The following is a 19,137-nucleotide window of genomic DNA, read 5'->3' as shown; positions in this document are numbered from 1 at the left end:
GTGCGTCTCGGCTTAAATCCGCTCCGAGCTTACCGCAGATGCTTCTTCTGGGGAAGTTGCCGACTCGGGACTGGCAACATCCGAGCCAAGCTGAATCAGATTCCCCCCGCCAGCAGTCGACTTGCAACCGCAGCCGCCACACCCGCCACCACCACCGCTGCAAGAGCCGGCGGCACTAACGATTCCGCGATAGATATTCCAGCCGACGTAAAGCACGGCGGAAGCAACGATCAACAGTACTATCCCGTTTTGCGACATGTGGGGGAACTCCTTGATGGAATCGTTGCAGGGCTGGCTTGGAAGTCAAACCAGCGGCGTCCGGACCATTGCCATCTTATTTTATCGGAGGTGGAAAGGGAGCTAGTTCAGCAGAAACAGGGCCGATACCTGGTACGTGACCAATGCACCGACGTAAGCCAGCACCGTCATGTAAACGAAGGTGAAAATCGGCCATCGCCAACTGTTCGTTTCTCGCTTGATCACAGCCAGCGTGGCGGCACACTGGGCACACAGCGCGAAGAAGACCATGATCGACAAGGCGACCGGGATGTTGAACACGTTCTCTTCGGTGTCGGCCCACTTCGCCGATTTGATCGTTTCTCGCAGTGGCTGGGACTCTTCGTCTTCATCGCCACCCAAATTATAAAGCACGCCCATCGTGCTGATGATCACTTCGCGAGCCGGGAACGAAGCAATCGCCGCGCTACCAATTCGCCAGTCCCAACCCAGTGGCCGGACGGCGGGTTCGATCCAGTGACCAGCCATCCCCAGGAAGCTGTGTCGCAGCAGTTCGCCATCGACTTCGTTCTGAATTTCGCTGAGACGTTCTTCGATGGCGTTTGCTTCTGCTGTGTTGGCCGTTTCGAGGTCGGCGTTCAATTGCACGACTTCATCCGCGAACGGAGCCACGGCGGCTTTCTCGTCACGTGGGAAGTATGACAACGCCCACACGATCACGGTCATAGCGAAGATCAGCGTGCCAGCTCGGCGAACGAACGCCCAAGCCTTCTCGACCATCACGCTAAGCACGCCTGAGATCGACGGAAACTTGTAGCTGGGCAGTTCCATCACGAATGGAGGTGTTTCGCCCGGCAGAATCGTTTTTCGCAAGGTGAACGCGACACCGACGGCCGCCAGAATTCCCAGGATGTACATGCTGAGCATCACTAGCGTTTGCAAACTGATCAAACCGAACAGGTACGATTCATCGGGAATGAACGCTGCCGTCAACAGAATGTAAACCGGCATACGGGCACTACAGCTCATCAGCGGAGCGACCAGAATCGTGATCAATCGATCGCGACGATTTTCGATCACGCGAGCCGCCATAATGCCCGGAATGGCACACGCGAACGACGACAGCAGCGGAATGAACGACTTGCCGCTCAGACCAATCTTGCTGAACAAGCGATCCATCAGGTAGGCGGCCCGAGCAAGGTAACCGCAGTCTTCCAGGATCGCGATGAAGAAGAACAAGATGCAGATTTGAGGGAGAAACACCAACACGCCACCGACCCCGGCGATAACGCCATCGATCAAAAGCGACTTCAAGGCTCCATCGGCCAGATTGGCATCGACCACGCCAGCGACTTGCTCAAAGATCCACTCGATGCCACCCATCAAGTTCCCGGCCACCAGGTCCGAGAAGACAGCCTGGAACATCAGCGTCATGATCACGACGAAGAACACCGTCCCGGCAATGCGATTGGTGAGCACCTTATCGATGCGGTCGGACAGCGTGACGCGGCGATTGGCCTCGCGGGTGACGACACCTTCGAGAACTTGCTGAACCCACTTATAACGCGAGATCGCTTCGATCGCCGGGATCGGCTGCCCTTGCTGAGCCAGCGACTGCCGGGCTTCGACAATCCAGTTGTGCAGATCTTGCCCGCCGCCGATCATTTCTTTTTCGAGATATCCGGTCGTGTCGAGCAGCAGACGCTCGGCCAGATAGCGAGGCGTGTCGGGCGAGACTTTGCCAAGCTGCGTTTGCAACTGATCGACTTTCTCGCGGAACTCGGCAGGGAAAGGGCTTTCCGCGGCGGTCGCCGGTTTTTCGAGGAGCGAGATAATCGTTTCGCGAAGTTGCTCTAGTCCGCCGCGGCGATTGGCCTGGGTGACGACCACTGGAAGTCCCAGACGATCCTGCAGCTTGGCGGCATCGACGGTGATCCCACGATCGGCCGCGATGTCGCCCATGTTCAGAGCGACAATCGTCGGCAGGCCAAGCTCTTTTACCTGGCTGACGATGTACAGGTTTCGTTCCACGTTACTGGCGTCGACAATCACCAGCACGGCGTTCGGTTTGATTTCGTTGGCCTGGCGACCCAGCAGCACGTCGACGGTAACCATCTCGTCGGGCGATCGTGGTGCCAGGCTGTACGTACCTGGCAAGTCGATCAGGTTGACCTTCTGCCCATGGTGGTTGAACGTGCCATGCTTCTTTTCGACCGTCACGCCAGGATAGTTGCCGGTCTTCTGACGAATGCCTGACAAGCCGTTGAACAGGGTCGATTTGCCGGTGTTAGGATTTCCGACCAGGGCTACGGTAAGGGTTTGGGCAGGAGCGTCGACAGACATGCGGTTTCGGTTGGGGGTTGGCGGCTTGGGAATGCGGGATCAGGGCGTATCGAAGTCAACTCAAACGCCAGCGGCAGAGGGCATACCGATAACTAACTCTCGAGTTCCACGAGGTCGGCTTCGGTACGACGCAGGCTGAGGTGGTAACCGCGAATCTCCACCTCTAACGGATCTCCGAATGGGGCCGACCCGATCATCTTGACCGGGCAGCCAGGAGTCATGCCCATTTCCATCAATCGCACGGCGGCGATATTCGAGGCGTCGATCGAAGCGACTACCCCTTCCTGACCCACCGCAAGTTGCGACAGCTTCGACATTACGTCTCGTCCGTATTCACCAGAATGTTGAGGATGTCTGACTGTCGAAAACAAAGCTTCGACTGCCCTACGCGAAGGATGCAGGGACTACCACTCTGAAGCATTTCGACTTCGGTTCCACTCTGCAGTCCAAGTTCAGCCATTCGCTTCACGTCGTCGCATCCGCCGACGATCTGCGAAATGCGGACGACTGCGCCGCTTTGCACCATGCTGAGAGGAATTTCGGGAAGCATATATTGCCTGCTAATTGAGAGTAATTCTCAGTAGAGAAATCTTAGCTGAGGCAGGCGGCAGTGGCAAGGTGTTGCCGGTTGCGAGAAGCCAATCGGCAGCGGTACTCGCGGCCAATTTTGGGGGGAGGGTAGCGACTGTGACAGACCGTTCGACCTGCTGCGTTCGCCAATTGCCAAGCACGATTGTGGCAAATCGTCGCGGAACGCCTTTCGTTTTTACATTCACCAGGCAGCGGACTACTGCTTCTTGGTCATGTCGACCATCGCTTCGCCAAATGCTTTGCCGAAGTTATAGAAGCTGTCGGCCCGACCGTAGTAGTGATACCCGCCATCGAACGACTCGCCGTCGCTGATCACGTAGGGGCTGGTCTTCACGTAGCGAACTGTCCCGACGAATTCTGGTAGCTTCGAGACATCTTCCTGCGATTTGCGAAACGCGAAGTGCTTTTCCGCGTAGCGTTTCTCTGGCTCGACACCCTGCTGGCCAAGTTCACCAATCACAAACGGCAGGTTCGGGGCATCCAGATCTTTGCGAACATCGCGCACTAGATTCGCCAGGTTCGCTCCGTACTCGTCGGTTTTCTTTTGATCGATGATGTCGTTGAAGCCTTGAAAGAAAACGAAGCCCGACAGTTCGTACCCTTGCGACTTATCGTAGTCCGGGACGACTTGATCGATGTTGGCTAAGGTCTCTTTCACAATGCGAATCGTATCGCGATAGGCGACGCCGTAGTCTTCCTTCGGCAGCGGCTCCATTTCTTTCGTTTCGCGATTGCGTCGGGTGTAGTCCCCCACACCAGAGCTGGGCGGACGGAACTCGACCGCCAAAGCCCGGCCACCCCAGGCACACTTGATGATCAGGACTTTCTCGTCGAACGCGTCGCCGACAACGTTGCCGAAACCAAGCTCCGGGCCGAAGCGATTGGTCGGTGTGGCGAACCCAGGGGCAAGCTTGCCTTGCCCACGATCGTCGTTGTACTTGATCCAGACATCGTCTCGTTCGACCCAGCCGTTTTCGTCACGCAGATGCTTGTACGCTTCCGCCGTGTTCGGATCGGCCAGCAACTGTTCCAGATGCTTGATCGCCCCTTTCCCTTCCATGTTCGATTGACCGCACAGGACAAAGACCTTCACCGGTGCGGCATCGATTGCCTCGATCCCCGTCAAAAAACAGATGCCAAGCAGCAGAGCCGAAAACCATTTCATGACTTATTTTCTCATCGAAGAGGAAGTTGAATGGGACGAAGACTATTTGCGATTGAGCCACACGTATCGGACTTCGATCGCACCTTCGCCTGGAATCTTCAAGGCAGACAGGGTGAGTGTGCCACGCCCTTTTTCTAGTTTCAACGTGCCGAGTGAAAGTGGTTTGAAATCTTTCACTGGCGACTCGCTGCCGCGATCAAAGCGATCGTGTTCTGGGCCGTAGCTTTCAGGATTATGGACTTCGGTCACCGTCGCCGAAGTCTTCTGGCCGAGTAGTTCGGCCTGGATTTCGACTCCGACGTTTTCTTTGGGGCAGGTGTAATAGACAACCGCTTCGTACTCGCCTGGTTCGCCTACTTCGACATCCCACGTCACGCGGCCATCGGTGGTCTTCCAGTTAGTGAAGTACGAACAATTTGGAGCACGAGCCGAACGCTCGATCCCGCCATGACCATTGCCATCGCGGGCTGGGAGCGGTGTGTTTTTGGTGTAGCCGACCGTGAAGGGGCGGTCATCTTTCGCGAAGTAAGACTCTTGCACTTCGCTTCGGAATTTGTCGGCAACGGCCTGCATCCGTTTGACCATGGTTGGATTGGTGCCGGAAATATCTTCCCGCTGGCCGACATCTTTCAAGATGTTGTAGAGATGCCCCTTCGAGTCGAGACGGCTGGTCTGGGTGCGGACGCTGATCTCTTTGTTGCGAACGGCAATGATCGGACGATCTTGCCAGCGTTCCCAGTTGCCGGTCAGCAGCGGTTTTACGCTGCGGCCGTCGATTGGCTTGGCGTACTCCACTTCGATTCCCGCACAATCGAGCAGCGTCGGCAACAGGTCGACCGCACCGGCCGTTTTGCCGATACGGGTATTTGGTTTGATCTGAGCTGGCCATCGCACGAAACAGGGCACGCGGGTACCTCCTTCGTCGATCGAACCTTTGCGTCCCTTCATGTTCCCGTTCCAGCGAAAGCTGTTGGGGCCGTTGTCGCTGAAGTAGATGACGATCGTGTTTTCCGCCAGGTTCAATTCATCGAGCTTCTTCAAAATTCGGCCGACGTTCCAGTCGATGTTCTCGCACATCGCCAAGGCCGCTCGCGTCATGCCGAGTTGCTCCTTTTCTGGATCGCGATTCTTCATCGCTGGATCGGCGTCGGCGAACTTGTCGTAAAACTGATCCGGGACCTGCATCGGCGAGTGGGGCGTGCAATACGGAACGTAGCAGAAGAACGGGTTGTCTTTGTTCTTCTCGATGAACTGCATCGCCTTGTTGGTGAAGTCGTCGGTCACGTAGCCATCGCCGCGAACCAGCGTGTTGTTGTGGTCGAGCTCTGGGCTGAAGTAGTGGCCCCAGTGGCCAGAGCAAAAGCCGTAGTACTCGTCGAAACCGCGAGCATTGGGATGGTAAGGGAACTGCATCCCGTTGTGCCACTTGCCAAACGCAGCCGTCGCATAGCCTGCTTCTTTGAGATATTGAGCGAGTGTCTTCTCGTCGAGGTTCAAACGTTCCTGGCCAGTCGAAACGCCGCGGACGCCGGTGCGAGCATAGAATCGACCGGTCAGCATTTCGGCTCGCGTCGGAGCACACAGATGGCAGACGTAAAACCAATCGAAGCGAGCGCCGTCGTTTGCTAGTTGATCGATGTTCGGGGTCGAAAGATTGGTGTTCCCTTGAATGCTAAGATCGCCCCATCCCTGATCGTCGGTCAGAATCATGACAATGTTGGGAAGCTGCTTCTCGGCGGCCGTCGCCGAAGAGAGCAGGCAAGGGAAGATCGCGAGCAAAGCGATGGGAAAAAGTCGAAGCATGATGTAACTTTCGGGCAAGGCAGGGCATAGGTAGGCAGGGCATCGAACGTTCGCTATTGTCTTCGCGCAAGTGGGCAGGGTCAAACCATTCCGCCTCAAAAATCGTGCAGTGGCCGATATTCTTCCTTTCGCACCCAACTGATTGCCATCCGCCATGATTCGAACGCTTCCTGTCATCTTGATGGTTCTCGCCGCGGCCACAACGGCAACCGCTCAGCAGTCGCTTACGTTGATCGATTCGGCGAAACCACTGGGGGGCTGGACATTCGACAATGGTAAAGAATTTCCCGGTGCGGTTGGCAGGCTGGAACTACAGATAGAAGACGACCCCACGCTCGTTTTGCATGGCGACTTCTCGCAAGGCGGAATGTACGTTCAGGCGGCCCGGCGTCTGCCTGAGATTCCGCTGGAATCGATCTCGTTCGACATCAAAGTCCCCAGTGGCGTGGGCAATGTGACCACTCGGCTGATCGACGGGACCGGGCAGTGTCATCAGTTGAACATTCGCTTGAACGACAAAGGTGGCTGGCAAACGTATGTGTTTCCGGTCGCTCGGTACTTTGCCTCGCTCGAGGCTGGCACGCCGATGGATATCGTCACTCGCTACGAGAAGTGGAGCGGAGCTAACGACGGACGATGGCATCAACCGGCGAAGCTGTTTGTGATCCTCGCTGGTAAAGAAGCGATGAGCGATGGAAGCATCGCGATCCGCAACGTACGCGCGACCGAGCCTCCGCCAAAAGTCGAAGTCACCACCACGATCCCACTTTCCGATTTCACCGCTGACGAAAACGGAGGCTGGCAATACAACCCTGGTTCCGAGTTCCCTGGTGCCGCCGGCAGCTTGAGCATGATCGAAGGTCGTAGCGAAAGCGAGTCAGCCTTGCGACTGGAAGTCGACTTCACCGAGGGAGGCCGGTACGTTGGCATGCGAAAAAGATTTCCCGAGGTCGACGTCAAGCAAACGGAATCGATCGACCTGTGGGTTCGATCTGACAACGTCGATCAGTTTTCGATCCGTCTCGTGGACAGCACAAACCAAACGCATCAGCGGCATGGCATCGCCATGAAAGCGGATGGACAGTGGCAGTCGCTTTCGATCGATCCTCAAAAGATCGCTGGGGGCGAACACTGGGGCGGGGCGAAAGATGGTCGCTGGCACGGGGGCGTGCAGCTGATCGAGATCATGCTCAACCCACGCTCGGCCAGCGGACCGATGCAGCTCGATCTCGCCAACATCCAGATGCAAGCAACGGTCGAAGGAGAAGTCTCTGGACAGGCCTGGCGGGAAGCCTTCGATAGCAAAGCTGGGCAGCCGTGGCTGACCGAAGGGGATGTTTCGCAGAAAGATCAACTGACGCTGACGCGAACGCTCGAAACAATTCAGTCACCCACTTCCGCAACGAGTGCGAAGTTTCCAGTGCGACCTGGTTCGTGGGAACTGGCTTGTCGAGTTCAATCGAAATTGCATTCGCCGGATAATTCGTTCCACGGGGCCGTCGAACTTCAGGTCTTCGATCGCGAAGGGAAGTTGCTGGAAACGTTGCCGCTGGGAATTGGTTTCGGGAAAACGGAATGGATCACGAAGCGGCAGGTCATCAAGCTGCCGACCGGAGCCTCCGCCGCCCGGTGGCATGTGCAGTTGAACAAAACGTATGGAACGTTTCAGGTCGACGATCTTTCTGCGGCCCGGCTCGTGGTGCAGCCATCCTCTTCAGTGGTCGAGAGTATCCGGATTGCCTCCGAAGCAATCGGCAATTTGTTCTATCCAGGCGACGCGGTTGCCTTCGAGGTGAAGGTTCCGACCAGCAAGCCTTTGCCGCTAGCCGATCGTCGGCTGAGTCTGGAAGTTCGCGACTATCGCGGCGAGGTGGTGCAGACGCTTGAAGAAGTCCCGCTGGTCGAAGTGCCTGGTTCCAAGCAACGCGAGTTTCAGGCTGCCGTCCAACTCGATGCGAGTCAATTGAATGTGGGGCAATTCTACGAGCTGCATGTTTCCGTGCCGCAGGGAGAAGGTAACCCGGTCACCGAGTTGTCAGGCTTCGCCATCTTGCCGGAAGCGATCAGCAAACAGTACGCGCCGGAAGAGATTCCCTTCACGATTCGTAATTGGGATAGCCGCATCAACGACTACTTCTATCTGGCCGATCGTCTGGGGCTGCGCATGATGGGCGTGTGGGGAGGCTGGTCGCAGAAGCCACCTTACAAGCCCCATCTGCCGGGTCTGGAAACGGTGCAGAAGCTGAACGCGAAGTGGATCACCGGCACGCCTGCTTCGACGGTGGAACGCGAAGGTTTCAAGACTGTCAGCGAAGAGTCGCTCAGGGAAGGGATGACCAACTTCCTGGAGGCGTATGCGGATGAAGGGCTGGCGATGATTGCCATGGGGAATGAGCCGCATGGCAAAGGGCAAGTCGTTCTCGATAACGTTCGGGCCTACAAAACAGTGTACGAAGCAGTCAAAGCATTCGATCCGAAGATTCATGTCATCGGAACTTCGGTCGAACCAAACGACGAGTACTTCCGAGCTGGCTATCAGAACTATCTCGACTCATACGACTTCCACATCTACGAGCACTACACCAAGGTGCGGCGGACGATGCACGAGTATCGCGAGCTGATGCAGAAGTACGATGCCGTGAAACCAATTCACTCGACCGAGCTGGGCCTCAACAGCCAAGGGCAAGCACGCCTTTCGGTGGCGATCGAACTGATCAAGAAGTGCACGGTCTTCTTTGCCGAAGGAGGCGAGACCGTCAGTTGGTTCACGATCATGTATCCCGATAAGAACGGGAACGCTCGCGGGCAGTTCGGCGACGCACACTGCGTGTTTGATTGCAAGTTCAATAACTACAATCCTCGCATCGACGCGATCACCTATTACCACATGATCAACAGCCTGGCGGCGAAGAAGTTCGTCTCGGAGAAGCAGCACCCCGACGGAACGCAGGAGTTTCTGTTCGAAGACGACCAGAAGCGTTGCCTGAAGGTGCTCTGGAATGACGAACGGACGAAGACCGTTGAAGTCTCCGTCCCTCCGAACACAGCGATTGATTTGATTCGAATCGATGGTCAGCACAGCCAGCTCCGGTTCGACAGATCTTCGGCATTGATCAGTGTCTCCCCGGAGCCGGCCTTGCTGCTATTCGAGCGGCCCTAAATCACAGCCGCATATGATCAACTTTCTAAGGCAGGGTGAGGCGCGATGGGGATCGTCGCGTAATCTTCCACCGAAGGAACCAGAGCGGGACGAGCCTTCTCAACGTGAGGTCGAACCACAGGCGACTCCGCGTAAGGCACCAGCGGCTCAAGGTCTTCGAGCGAGGCCAGCACATTGCTCCGGATATTGTCCGAGATTTGGTCGAGGGGAAGGTGGTTCAAACGAGACTTCGAGAAGGGGTTTTCCAGCTCGACACCAATCTGATCGAGAGCCAACAGCGGATAGGCCACCAGGAACACGATCAGCGGCGTGATCATCCCGGCCGCGTCGACGATGGCGATCGGCAGGAACAGAAGGTAAAGGAACAGGAAGCGACGAATCTTGATCGAGAACGCCGCGGCCAGTGGAGTCTTCAAAATACGCTCGCACCCGCCAAGGTGGTCGATCAAGCGAGCCCGTTCCGCTTCGGCCTGAAGAAAATAGAAACGGTCGAGATCATCCTTTTCGACCGCTTCTTTCAGCAGTTCGCCGACGCGACGAACCACGTACATCGGCATGTGATTGGCATCGCTCAAGCGGCGCGTTTCTTCGACACCAACTGTCTCGGCCAGTTGAGCGATTTCGTTGTATTTCTTTTCGTCGCGTAGGCTGTGGCAGCACGAACGTGAAAAGGCAGCGACCCAACGAGCATAAGCTTCGCGCCACTTCCGATCTTGTGGGCCATAGATCAAGCCAATCTGGGCGAGATTTCGAGATTGGTTGACGATGCCTCCCCACAATTTGCGGGCTTCATACCAGCGGTCGTAACCGGCGTTGGTTCGCATCACCAGCAGCAAGGCCAACACGGCCCCGATGTACTCGTAGTGAGCCGTTGCCAGGCCGTTATGAATCTTAAAGATGTCGAAGAAGAAATAGGCACATGCTCCGAACAACGTGAACGCAATCAAGCGGCCTGCGATGTAAGGCGTTACCGATCCCTGTAACTTAAATACTTCGGTCCAGAAACCTTCTCGAATCATACGCTAACTTTTTTCGGTCTTTCTAAGTCACCCAGCCGGGCAGAAACTTATGAGGTTGTTATCCCACGAGGTACAAGTCCAAGTGGGTCCGATTGAGTACGTCTAACGATAGCTGTCCCAAAAACCGCGTCCACAATCCGTAGGTACGCGGAACGCCCAGCGCGATCACGTCGGCTCCCCATTTGGATGCATAGGGAATCAACACCCGGCGGACAGGGCCGGGCAAACAGCCGACTTCCAGGTTGGGCTGCCGAGCTTCGCAATACTCGCGCATCGCTTGCAGCGACTTGGAATGTTCATGTGCGGCCAGGCCGACACCCAGCAGCCGACACTGGGCATCGCGTAGTGGGTTATGAATTAAAAAGCTGCGAATCGCACGAGCCGCTGCCTCGGTGCCGTCGTAGGGCAACAGCACCCGACGCGGTTGTGTGTTCATGCCGCGCGAGATGTAGGTTGGTTGCCGACCTTTCACCACCAGGTCGATCAATTGCCAGGCAGGTAAATCGACTGTCGAGCGGTTGCCTTGCGTCGGAGCTGCCGTAACCACGATGTCGTGAAACTGTGCTTCGCGAACGAGGCTTTCGATCGCGTTACCGGCAATGCCAATCGAGTCGAACGGAACCTCGAACTTCTCGGCGATATCGCTGAGCTGATCGTGTGAATAAGCCTGACCGCGCTCGGCCTGGGCCAACCGACCGAAGTCCGAGATGGCATGAGCCGCCGAAACCGATTGCGACGCGGACTGCAACGAGCTGGTATCGAGCACCGAAAGGCCACGCAGCCGGGCACCATTGCACTGGGCAATTCTGGCACCAAGCTCGATGACGCGATCGCAGCCAAACGATCCGCTCAGATGAAGCAGTACGCTTTTGAGCATTCGGTTGCTACTCCTGCAAGTTAGGAACGCGATCCATTCTCGAACGATTCGGAACAGAGCTTGGGTGGGTGCCACCCTGCTGCCCGCGGCGGCTTTTTGTTTATACGCGAATGCCTGAGGGAAGATCACAGTCATTCTTTCGTAGGCGAACATTCAAATTTTCTATATGGGGTATATGTCTTTGTGAGCCATAAAAAATTTCTATGTCTGCAATGGCCAATGAGCTCAAATCTGCCGAAAACTGCCCTTGGGGTCACCATTGCCGTAAGGTCGGGGGTGGACTGTGCCGTTAGAATAAAGCAGCAATTTCACGGACCACCCCACCCTTAAGAGTCACCCCGGCCGATGCCCCCGGCCAACACCGATTCCATGGACGAAGCGGCCAGATGATTGAACGACTGCAAGACCTTAACTTTCTGCACCTCTTTTACTTTTGGAGTGCCGTTCGGCAAGGAAGCATTACGGCGGCATGCGATCATTTGCATCTCTCGCAGCCCACGGTCAGCTCGCAGATTCGCAAGCTGGAGAAAACACTTGGACACGAACTGTTCGATCGGAGTGGTCGCGACCTGCAACTGACCGAAGTGGGACGAACTGTTTTCGAGTACGCCGACGAGATCTTCTCCGCCGGACGAGAAATGCTCGGCAGCTTGCGGGGCTTGCCGACCGAGCGAGCATTGAAGCTGAGCGTGGGCGTGCCGATGTACGTTCCGAAGCTGATCACTTATCGCTTGCTGGAAGTGGTGCTGCGATTTCCAACGCCGGTGCAGATCGAATACCATGAAGCGCCGATGGAACAGTTGGTCGCGGACCTGGTTCGGCACAAGCACGATGTGATTATCTCAGACCGGCCGATCGCTTCGGAACGCAAGTCGCGAAGCTTCAATCATCCTTTGGGGGACTGCGCGATTGCCTTTTGTGCGGTCGAGTCGCTCGCGGAGCAACTGCGGGGAGATTTCCCGAACTCGTTGAAGCAAGCGCCGCTGTTGCTACCTTCGCCTCACACTCAACTGCGATGCCACTTGAATCAGTGGTTCGACGAGAACGACATCTCACCGCGAGTCGTCGCCCAGTTCGACGATAGTGCCATGCTGAATGAATTCGGCAGTGGTGGGGCAGGGGTGTTTCCAACGCCAGCGGCGGTTCTCGATCGGGTTCGACGTCAATACAACGTCGAGCTGGTCGGAACGCTGGAAGACGTTCGCAGCCACTTCTTTGCCATCACGGCTCAGCGAAAGCTGGTGCATCCGGTGGTGATGGCGATCTCGGAAGAAGCTCCAAAGATCTTGTTCGACATGCGGAACGGAACGAATTTGTCAGGGATCAGCAGCATACCAGACGCGGCAAAATAGCCGCTTGGCGGCCTGGTTCTCAAAATCTTAACGGCGCTCTCCCGTCAGGTTTGCTAAACTCCAGGGAACTGCCCTTACGGATGAAAACCTCTGCCGCCGAGACCTGCGATCATGACCGATTCGGACCACGAGTTGGAACAACAACGTCTGCACGACGAAATTCTCGATTCGCTCGACGAAGAATTTGAAGCCGAGTTGGAAGATGCCCTGATGGAACGGGCCACTCCTCGGGAAGAGATCAGCGAAGAAGGTCGCATGCCTCGACGTGTCTATTTTCGCGAACTGCTGCGGCTGCAGCGCGAGTTGATCAAGCTGCAGAGCTGGGTTGTTGAAACGAAAGCCAAGGTGGCGGTGTTTTTCGAGGGCCGCGACGCGGCGGGCAAAGGAGGTGCGATTAAACGCATTACCCAACGCCTCAACCCGCGAGTCTGCCGTGTCGTCGCTTTGCCTGCACCGAATCAGCGTGAGAAAACCCAGTGGTATTTCCAGCGTTACATCAGGCATCTTCCAGCCGGTGGCGAGATCGTGCTCTTCGATCGTAGTTGGTACAACCGCGCCGGTGTCGAACGTGTGATGGGCTTTTGCAACGACCAGCAGTTGCAAGAGTTTTTTCAAACGGTCCCGGAATTGGAACGGATGCTGGTGACCTCTGGCATGTACCTGATCAAGTATTGGTTTTCGATCAGCGATCACGAACAACGATTTCGTTTCCAGTGCCGGATCGACGATCCTCTCAAGCAGTGGAAACTAAGCCCGATGGATCTCGAGGCGCGTCGACGCTGGGAGCAGTACACGCGGGCCAAAGAAGAAATGTTTGCCCGAACAAACATCTCAGAGGCCCCGTGGTGGGTCGTCGAGGCGGACGACAAGAAGCGTGCTCGCCTCAACTGTATTCATCATTTCTTGCAGCAGATTCCATACGCTGAAGTGCCCAACCAGCCGATCTCGCTTCCGCCACGCGAGCATGCCGAAGGTTATCAGCGAAAGTCACTGCCGGAAGATGTGTTCGTGCCGTCAGTCTACTAATGGGCGAGCCGCTACACCTTCGTGCGTGATCTTGATCGGCAAGATCTTGCCCTGATCGTCGAACTTCATGACGTCGATGCAGGTGACCCGCGCGTTGCCATCGGTTTCTCCGATTGGACGACGATGGTACACGGCAAAGTATTCTTCCGTGCCGGGAATATGAATCACCGAGTGATGCCCGGCACCGGTAGCTACTTCGGCGTCTTGCTTCAACACTTTGTCGATTCGCTTGAACGGACCGAACGGGCTGTCGGCAATCGCATAAGCAACGCTGTAGTCGGGACCGGTCCAACCACCTTCCGACCACATGAAATAATACTTGCCATCGCGGATGAACATGAACGGACCTTCGACATAACCTTGCGGTGTTATCTCTTGAAAGATCTGCCCGTTGGGGAGTGGCTCGAAACCGGTGAAATCGTCGTTCAGCTTCGCGATGTTGCAGTGTCGCCAGCCACCGTAGATCAAGTAGTAGGTGCCGTCGGCATCTTTGAAAACAAACTGGTCAATCGGCTGGGCACCGTTATGGAATTTGTCGATCAGCGGCTTGCCCAAATGGTCTTTGAAGGGGCCAGCCGGATGATCGGCCACGGCGACACCGATACCCCCATGTTGCTGGTCATTCTGGATATCGTTCGCACCAAAAAAGAAGTAGTACTTGCCATCTTTCTCAATGATCGAGGGTGCCCACATTGCTCGCTTGGCCCACTTGATCTCGGTGTTGTCGAGAATGCGGGAATGCTTGGTCCAATGCACCAGGTCTTTCGACGAGAAGCAATCGAAGAACGTTTGCTGATCGTACGGGGCCGAGTAGGTCGGATAGACCCAGTAGGTGTCGTCGAAAATGATCCCTTCCGGATCAGCGTACCAACCCTCAAAGATCGGATTGTTGGATGGGGCAGGTTCTTCCGCCGACGCGAGATTGCTCATCGTGATACCGAGCAGCAGGGAAAATGTCAGAAGCGAGTTCAGACGACGCCAAGAGAATTCGCGAGGGGAAATCATCGATGCAACGACCTTCGAAACGAAAGCAGTGGAGCTAAGGGGACTGCTGTTCATTTTAGTAGGTCAGCTCGTCGCTCCCTCCTCCGCATGGGGGCGTAAGGTCGATAAAAACGGGCTGAAACTTGGGCATTTGAGGACGATTGTTAGCCGATTTGAGATCCCGCGTCGTCGACGCGTTCGTCCCTCGACAGCTCGCAACCTAAGGACTTCTGATTGGCGACGTGACGGAAGCCTAGCCGTCTCGAGAATACGAGTTGCATTCTCCCTCTTCGATATAGAAGGTGATCTCGTGTTCGTCGTCTTCCTCTTGCCAATCGAACTGTAGCGTGACCTCGAACTCTTCGGGCGAAAAGATTCGCAGTCCAAGCAGGTATTCCGATCCCCAGATATCGGCAGGCTTGGCGAACTCCGGGAACTCTTCCACTGAGTTGTCGTAGCTTTGATAGAACTCGAATGCCTGGTCCTCGATCAGCGTCAGAACCTTGCTCCAGTTGGCGTCGATCCACTCGAAACCTTCGAGCGAGGCATCGGACGGGCCTTCCTCGGTACCACGGGCGAAGACGATGCGAATAACCTCGTCAACAAAGGTGACTTCACCTTCTTCGGTCAGCCATTGGTCGTCTTCGAGAAACAAGGTACCTAAGGATGGGTGTTGGTATTTGTCCATTGCGAGGTCTCAATTGCAATGTGTGAAAGTGAAGAAAATCGGGGACAATTTATACCAACGGTCCCCAAATAAAAAAAGCCTGCCAGAGAGCACTCTGGCAGGCTTTTGGATGGAACGATGTACTAGATTGGTTTAGTACATGTCGTCGTGGCTGTGGCCACCCTTCTTGTCGGACTTTGGCTTCTCGGCGATGAGGGCATCGCTGGTCAGCAGCAGGGTCGCAACACTGGCGGCGTTGGCCAGGGCGGTCTTGGTAACCTTGGCTGGGTCGATGACGCCCGACTTGACCAGGTCTTCGTAGGTGTCGGTCAGTGCGTTGTAACCCTGGTTGCCTTTGCTATCCAGGATCTTTTCGCAGATGATGCTGCCATCTTTACCAGCGTTGGTGGCGATCGTGGTGATCGGTGCACGGCAAGCGCGGATAACGATGTTGAAGCCGATTTCTTCGTCGTGGCTCAGGTCAGCACCCTTCACCTTGGACGAAGCACGCAGCAGAGCAACACCACCACCTGGCAGGATGCCTTCGGCAGCAGCGGCACGGGTTGCGTGCAGAGCGTCTTCAACGCGAGCCTTCTTTTCCTTCATTTCGCTTTCGGTCGCGGCACCAACGTTAACCTTGGCGACACCGCCGGCCAGCTTGGCGAGACGTTCTTCCAGCTTTTCCTTGTCGTAATCGCTGGACGAATTTTCGATTTCGCGACGGATCTGAGCGATTCGATCCTTGATGTTCTGGGTTTCGCCGGCACCTTCGATGATCGTCGTGTTGTCTTTGTCGATGATCACCTTCTTGGCACGACCCAGCTCGGCCAGGCCCAGGTTTTCCAGCTTGATGCCCAAGCTTTCGAAGATCGCGGTACCACCAGTCAGGATGGAGATGTCTTCCATCATGGCCTTGCGGCGATCGCCGTAACCAGGAGCCTTCACGGCGGCACACTTGAACGTGCCACGCAGACGGTTGATGACCAGGGTGGCCAACGCTTCGCCGTCGACGTCTTCAGCGATGATCAACAGTGGCTTGCTCTGCTGAACCACGGCTTCCAGAACTGGAACCAGGTCCTTGATGTTGCTGATCTTCTTTTCGAAGACCAGGATGTAGCAGTCATCCAGTTCGACCTGCATGGTGGTCGGGTTGGTGACGAAGTAAGGCGAGAGGTAGCCGCGATCGAACTGCATACCTTCGACCCATTCCACTTCCGTGGCCAGGCTCTTGCCTTCGTCGACGGTGATAACGCCGTCCTTACCGACCTTTTCCATGGCGTCGGCCAGCAGTTCGCCGATTTCGCGATCGTTGTTCGAAGCGATGGCGCCAACGTTGGCCATTTCTTCCTTCTTCTTGATCGGAATCGCCATGCCGTTCAGTTCGGCAGTGATGGCGGCGACAGCCTTTTCGATACCAGCTTTCATCTGGATCGGGTTGACGCCCGAGACAACAGCCTTCAGGCCTTCGTTGAAGATTGCTTCGGCCATCAGCGTGGCGGTGGTGGTACCGTCACCAGCGACGTCGCTCGTCTTGCTGGCAACTTCGCGAACCATCTGGGCGCCCATGTTTTCGTAGACGTCTTCCAGTTCGACTTCCTTGGCGACGGTCACGCCGTCCTTGGTGACGGTTGGGCTGCCAAAGCTCTTCTGGATGATGACGTTACGGCCCTTGGGACCGAGGGTCGTTTTGACAGCTTTCGCCAGCTTGGATACGCCGCGACGGATGGCTTCGCGTGCTTCCTGATCAAAGGCGATGATCTTGGCCATCGATGGTATCTCCTAAAGGTATTTTGATTCGTCTGAGTGTGTGTACGGGTAGATAGTCCGGAAGGACGTCGGCTTAGCCTTCGATGACGGCCAGAATGTCGTCTTCTCGGAGCAGGATGACTTCGTCGTCGCCAACGGTGAAGGTGTCGCTACCAGCGTAAGCGCTGAAGATGACCTTGTTGCCTTCCTTGACCTGCAGCGGGCTGCGGCTGCCGTCTTCCAGCAGACGGCCGGTGCCGACGCTAACGACCACGCCACGCGACGGCTTGTTCTTGGCGGTTTCGGGCAGGAAGATCCCACCAGCGGTCTTTTCTTCCAATTCGTCGCGGCGAACCACTACGCGATCGCCCAGTGGCTGCAGACGTTGTTTGGTGCTCGAAGCCTTCTTTTTCGTAGCCGTTGCCATGCTATTGTCTTCCTCCAGAAAACTTAGGGGCTTAGTGTCTCCTCCGATCAGGAGACGCCGATGCGGGATATGAATGGTGGACGGACGAGGCGCGGTAGGTCTAAACCGCGACCGCCTGCCATTGTTGCGCGAACGATTGCGTGGGGCATGAAGTATGCAAGAAGCGTGCCATAGAATGGTCTTGGCGGCGTAAGTGTATTTGGGGAAAAGACTTATCGGTGTCTGTGCATCGCCGTGGCAGGGTGTTTCCGCCGTAGCGGTCGGCCCTGCCAATATGACAGAAAAAGGCACCTCGTACTCGCCGAGGTGCCCTTTCGGTATTTCTGTAGTGTTGTAGTGGCTGTTTTAGCCGCCGAAAGCGCCGCTGCTATTGCCAATCACGGCGATCGCCATTTGGCCGATCCAACAGATGGTCCAGATCATCATGACCTTGTTGGCCTGGTACTTACCCACGTTGATCCAGCCCATCACAAACGCGATCAGAAAGCCAAGGAGGCCGCACAAGAGCGTAGCCAGGCAGACGATCCCCAGGGTCGCGTCCCCGTGCTGAAACATCTGCATCACAATGACGATGAAGCAGCCGATCGAAACCAGGCCCATGAGCCCAGAGAGGGCCAACAGCAAAACCAGCATGATGCAATTCCCCCGATAACATGGCCACTGCTGCTTCGCGGTGAAGCAGCACCGTTCTTCGTTCTACTGCTCGATTTCAGGGCCGAGCAAGCAAATTCAATGGCGGAGTGAAGGAGAATCTCCGATTTGTTTAATCCGCGCCGGCAATCATCGGTAGTTGCCCGTGCTGCTGGATTTCCAGCAGGACATACGCGATCGCAAACAGAAGTTGCGAGAAAGAGAGCAGGCTCCAGAATGCCATAAAACGGAAGGTGTCGTACCGGACTACGTAGGCCCAGCCGGCGATGAAGACGATCAGCATCCCCAGCCCAGAGCAGGGCGTCAGTAGCAGTGAGATCAGTGCCAGACCTACGTCATTGTTCTGAAACATCTTCAAAATAACGTAGAAGAAGCAAATGAAATTCACGATCGCAATGACCCAGACCAGGGCATATAGCATCGTTTCGACGGCATTCATCTCGTACGGCTCCCCAGGATTGAAGCGGTTTTAGCGCGACTCCGGAAGCATGGTCCGGCTGGAGATATTTACGTTGCCGTTTTCGTGCAGGCAACCAGTTTTCGGGGGATTTGGCCGATTTGAGAGCGTTGTCAGGGCGTTACTTCTTCTTGTTGCACGACGCGACGAAGAGTTCGAGGAAAAAGCCGATGAACTCGAAGATAATCCCGATCGCATCTAACATAGCCAGAAGTTCCATGATTTCTTGCTTGAAGGTGATCGGACTACTAGGGCGATCCTCGTCAGAACAAATAGTCCCACAGTAGCGATGCCAGGACCAACGTTCCTCCGAAGGTTCCTAGGGCGGTTGTCCAGGTCACCATCGTGAATAGCATCTCGGGCTCGTCCATGCGGGACCAGCCAGCACCGAAGTTCGCGGCCCAATTACCCGTGACGAACGATGCGTGCATCGCTGCTCCCAGGGCTCGGTTGTCGTCCAGGTCGGAACCGACCTTCAGGGCACACCAGAAGTTCACCAGGATGCAGAGGGCAAGCAGGCCGCAGCCTTGGGAAATAAGGAATATTGCCATCGGTCGATCTTCGGGAAAAACAACGCTATGGACTGAGATTCGCCCCGGTCCGACCAGTCTTGCGGCGAATCTCTTCGAAAA

The 19,137-nt window shown here is 55.9% G+C and carries 18 protein-coding genes; 3 read left to right on the top strand and 15 right to left on the bottom strand.

The genetic code is table 11. The features are described from left to right. Positions 1 to 12: 12 nt before the first annotated feature. The 6 genes from ABD890_RS21770 to ABD890_RS21745 all read right to left on the bottom strand — a co-directional run bounded on the left by ABD890_RS21770 (position 13) and on the right by ABD890_RS21745 (position 6,139). A complete protein-coding gene (locus ABD890_RS21770; protein ID WP_345094528.1) occupies positions 13 to 258 on the bottom strand; it encodes a hypothetical protein in 246 nt (81 codons plus the stop codon). Positions 259 to 360: 102 nt separating this feature from the next. Beyond that, complete coding sequence (feoB, locus tag ABD890_RS21765) at positions 361 to 2,580, bottom strand: ferrous iron transport protein B (RefSeq protein ID WP_345094524.1); 2,220 nt, start codon at positions 2,578 to 2,580, stop codon at positions 361 to 363. A 92-nt stretch (positions 2,581 to 2,672) separates the two neighbouring features. Further along, complete coding sequence (locus ABD890_RS21760; protein WP_345094522.1) at positions 2,673 to 2,897, bottom strand: FeoA family protein; 225 nt, start codon at positions 2,895 to 2,897, stop codon at positions 2,673 to 2,675. Next, positions 2,897 to 3,130, bottom strand: a complete 234-nt coding sequence (locus ABD890_RS21755; RefSeq protein WP_345094520.1) for a FeoA family protein — start codon at positions 3,128 to 3,130, stop codon at positions 2,897 to 2,899. Before ABD890_RS21755 ends, ABD890_RS21760 begins: the two co-directional genes overlap by 1 nt. A 237-nt stretch (positions 3,131 to 3,367) precedes the next feature. Further along, positions 3,368 to 4,336: a sialate O-acetylesterase gene (locus ABD890_RS21750; protein WP_345094518.1), complete on the bottom strand. Its 969-nt coding sequence runs from the start codon at positions 4,334 to 4,336 to the stop codon at positions 3,368 to 3,370. A gap of 42 nt (positions 4,337 to 4,378) precedes the next feature. After that, positions 4,379 to 6,139, bottom strand: coding sequence for an arylsulfatase (locus ABD890_RS21745; protein ID WP_345094516.1), 1,761 nt, complete (start codon positions 6,137 to 6,139; stop codon positions 4,379 to 4,381). 154 nt (positions 6,140 to 6,293) lie between these two features. Here ABD890_RS21745 and ABD890_RS21740 point away from each other — a divergent pair, with 154 nt between their 5' ends. Then, positions 6,294 to 9,299: a hypothetical protein gene (locus ABD890_RS21740; protein WP_345094514.1), complete on the top strand. Its 3,006-nt coding sequence runs from the start codon at positions 6,294 to 6,296 to the stop codon at positions 9,297 to 9,299. Positions 9,300 to 9,316: 17 nt separating this feature from the next. On the opposite strand, the gene ABD890_RS21735 is transcribed toward ABD890_RS21740, so the two are convergent. Beyond that, positions 9,317 to 10,318: a bestrophin family protein gene (locus tag ABD890_RS21735; protein WP_345094512.1), complete on the bottom strand. Its 1,002-nt coding sequence runs from the start codon at positions 10,316 to 10,318 to the stop codon at positions 9,317 to 9,319. Between the two features lie 58 nt (positions 10,319 to 10,376). After that, entirely contained in the window at positions 10,377 to 11,195 is an 819-nt protein-coding gene (locus ABD890_RS21730; RefSeq protein WP_345094510.1) for a universal stress protein, read from the bottom strand. A gap of 386 nt (positions 11,196 to 11,581) precedes the next feature. Here ABD890_RS21730 and ABD890_RS21725 point away from each other — a divergent pair, with 386 nt between their 5' ends. Both ABD890_RS21725 and ppk2 read left to right on the top strand, forming a co-directional pair. After that, positions 11,582 to 12,547, top strand: a complete 966-nt coding sequence (locus ABD890_RS21725; RefSeq protein ID WP_345094508.1) for a LysR family transcriptional regulator — start codon at positions 11,582 to 11,584, stop codon at positions 12,545 to 12,547. A 111-nt stretch (positions 12,548 to 12,658) separates the two neighbouring features. Beyond that, entirely contained in the window at positions 12,659 to 13,573 is a 915-nt protein-coding gene (gene ppk2 / locus ABD890_RS21720) for a polyphosphate kinase 2 (RefSeq protein WP_345094507.1), read from the top strand. Here ppk2 and ABD890_RS21715 read toward each other — a convergent pair. From ABD890_RS21715 to ABD890_RS21685, 7 genes are all read right to left on the bottom strand, one after another. Next, complete coding sequence (locus ABD890_RS21715) at positions 13,562 to 14,578, bottom strand: glycoside hydrolase family 43 protein (RefSeq protein WP_345094506.1); 1,017 nt, start codon at positions 14,576 to 14,578, stop codon at positions 13,562 to 13,564. The two genes, ppk2 and ABD890_RS21715, sit on opposite strands and share 12 nt — an antisense overlap. Positions 14,579 to 14,810: 232 nt before the next feature. Further along, positions 14,811 to 15,245 carry a DUF6985 domain-containing protein gene (locus ABD890_RS21710; protein ID WP_345094505.1) on the bottom strand — a complete coding sequence of 145 codons (435 nt, stop codon included), beginning with the start codon at positions 15,243 to 15,245 and terminating at the stop codon, positions 14,811 to 14,813. Between the two features lie 132 nt (positions 15,246 to 15,377). Continuing rightward, the gene (groL, locus tag ABD890_RS21705) at positions 15,378 to 16,991 is read right to left on the bottom strand and encodes a chaperonin GroEL (RefSeq protein ID WP_345094503.1); all 1,614 of its coding nucleotides are present in this window, start codon (positions 16,989 to 16,991) and stop codon (positions 15,378 to 15,380) included. Between the two features lie 73 nt (positions 16,992 to 17,064). Next, complete coding sequence (locus ABD890_RS21700; RefSeq protein ID WP_345094501.1) at positions 17,065 to 17,397, bottom strand: co-chaperone GroES; 333 nt, start codon at positions 17,395 to 17,397, stop codon at positions 17,065 to 17,067. 345 nt (positions 17,398 to 17,742) lie between these two features. Beyond that, a complete protein-coding gene (locus ABD890_RS21695) occupies positions 17,743 to 18,030 on the bottom strand; it encodes a hypothetical protein (RefSeq protein ID WP_345094499.1) in 288 nt (95 codons plus the stop codon). A 130-nt stretch (positions 18,031 to 18,160) separates the two neighbouring features. Next, complete coding sequence (locus ABD890_RS21690; protein WP_345094498.1) at positions 18,161 to 18,487, bottom strand: hypothetical protein; 327 nt, start codon at positions 18,485 to 18,487, stop codon at positions 18,161 to 18,163. A gap of 281 nt (positions 18,488 to 18,768) precedes the next feature. Beyond that, positions 18,769 to 19,056, bottom strand: a complete 288-nt coding sequence (locus ABD890_RS21685; RefSeq protein ID WP_345094496.1) for a hypothetical protein — start codon at positions 19,054 to 19,056, stop codon at positions 18,769 to 18,771. Positions 19,057 to 19,137 lie beyond the last annotated feature (81 nt).

The sequence above is a fragment of the Bremerella cremea genome, assembly GCF_039541315.1.
Lineage (GTDB): Bacteria > Planctomycetota > Planctomycetia > Pirellulales > Pirellulaceae > Bremerella > Bremerella cremea.
This window is presented reverse-complemented; position numbering and strand designations above follow the sequence as displayed.

Excerpts from the sequence above, each read along its gene's own strand:
- ABD890_RS21770 (WP_345094528.1), bottom strand. The coding sequence starts at position 258 with ATGTCGCAAAACGGGATAGTACTGTTGATCGTTGCTTCCGCCGTGCTT.
- feoB (WP_345094524.1), bottom strand. The coding sequence starts at position 2,580 with ATGTCTGTCGACGCTCCTGCCCAAACCCTTACCGTAGCCCTGGTCGGA.
- ABD890_RS21760 (WP_345094522.1), bottom strand. The coding sequence starts at position 2,897 with ATGTCGAAGCTGTCGCAACTTGCGGTGGGTCAGGAAGGGGTAGTCGCT.
- ABD890_RS21755 (WP_345094520.1), bottom strand. The coding sequence starts at position 3,130 with ATGCTTCCCGAAATTCCTCTCAGCATGGTGCAAAGCGGCGCAGTCGTC.
- ABD890_RS21750 (WP_345094518.1), bottom strand. The coding sequence starts at position 4,336 with ATGAAATGGTTTTCGGCTCTGCTGCTTGGCATCTGTTTTTTGACGGGG.
- ABD890_RS21745 (WP_345094516.1), bottom strand. The coding sequence starts at position 6,139 with ATGCTTCGACTTTTTCCCATCGCTTTGCTCGCGATCTTCCCTTGCCTG.
- ABD890_RS21740 (WP_345094514.1), top strand. The coding sequence starts at position 6,294 with ATGATTCGAACGCTTCCTGTCATCTTGATGGTTCTCGCCGCGGCCACA.
- ABD890_RS21735 (WP_345094512.1), bottom strand. The coding sequence starts at position 10,318 with ATGATTCGAGAAGGTTTCTGGACCGAAGTATTTAAGTTACAGGGATCG.
- ABD890_RS21730 (WP_345094510.1), bottom strand. The coding sequence starts at position 11,195 with ATGCTCAAAAGCGTACTGCTTCATCTGAGCGGATCGTTTGGCTGCGAT.
- ABD890_RS21725 (WP_345094508.1), top strand. The coding sequence starts at position 11,582 with ATGATTGAACGACTGCAAGACCTTAACTTTCTGCACCTCTTTTACTTT.
- ppk2 (WP_345094507.1), top strand. The coding sequence starts at position 12,659 with ATGACCGATTCGGACCACGAGTTGGAACAACAACGTCTGCACGACGAA.
- ABD890_RS21715 (WP_345094506.1), bottom strand. The coding sequence starts at position 14,578 with ATGATTTCCCCTCGCGAATTCTCTTGGCGTCGTCTGAACTCGCTTCTG.
- ABD890_RS21710 (WP_345094505.1), bottom strand. The coding sequence starts at position 15,245 with ATGGACAAATACCAACACCCATCCTTAGGTACCTTGTTTCTCGAAGAC.
- groL (WP_345094503.1), bottom strand. The coding sequence starts at position 16,991 with ATGGCCAAGATCATCGCCTTTGATCAGGAAGCACGCGAAGCCATCCGT.
- ABD890_RS21700 (WP_345094501.1), bottom strand. The coding sequence starts at position 17,397 with ATGGCAACGGCTACGAAAAAGAAGGCTTCGAGCACCAAACAACGTCTG.
- ABD890_RS21695 (WP_345094499.1), bottom strand. The coding sequence starts at position 18,030 with ATGCTGGTTTTGCTGTTGGCCCTCTCTGGGCTCATGGGCCTGGTTTCG.
- ABD890_RS21690 (WP_345094498.1), bottom strand. The coding sequence starts at position 18,487 with ATGAATGCCGTCGAAACGATGCTATATGCCCTGGTCTGGGTCATTGCG.
- ABD890_RS21685 (WP_345094496.1), bottom strand. The coding sequence starts at position 19,056 with ATGGCAATATTCCTTATTTCCCAAGGCTGCGGCCTGCTTGCCCTCTGC.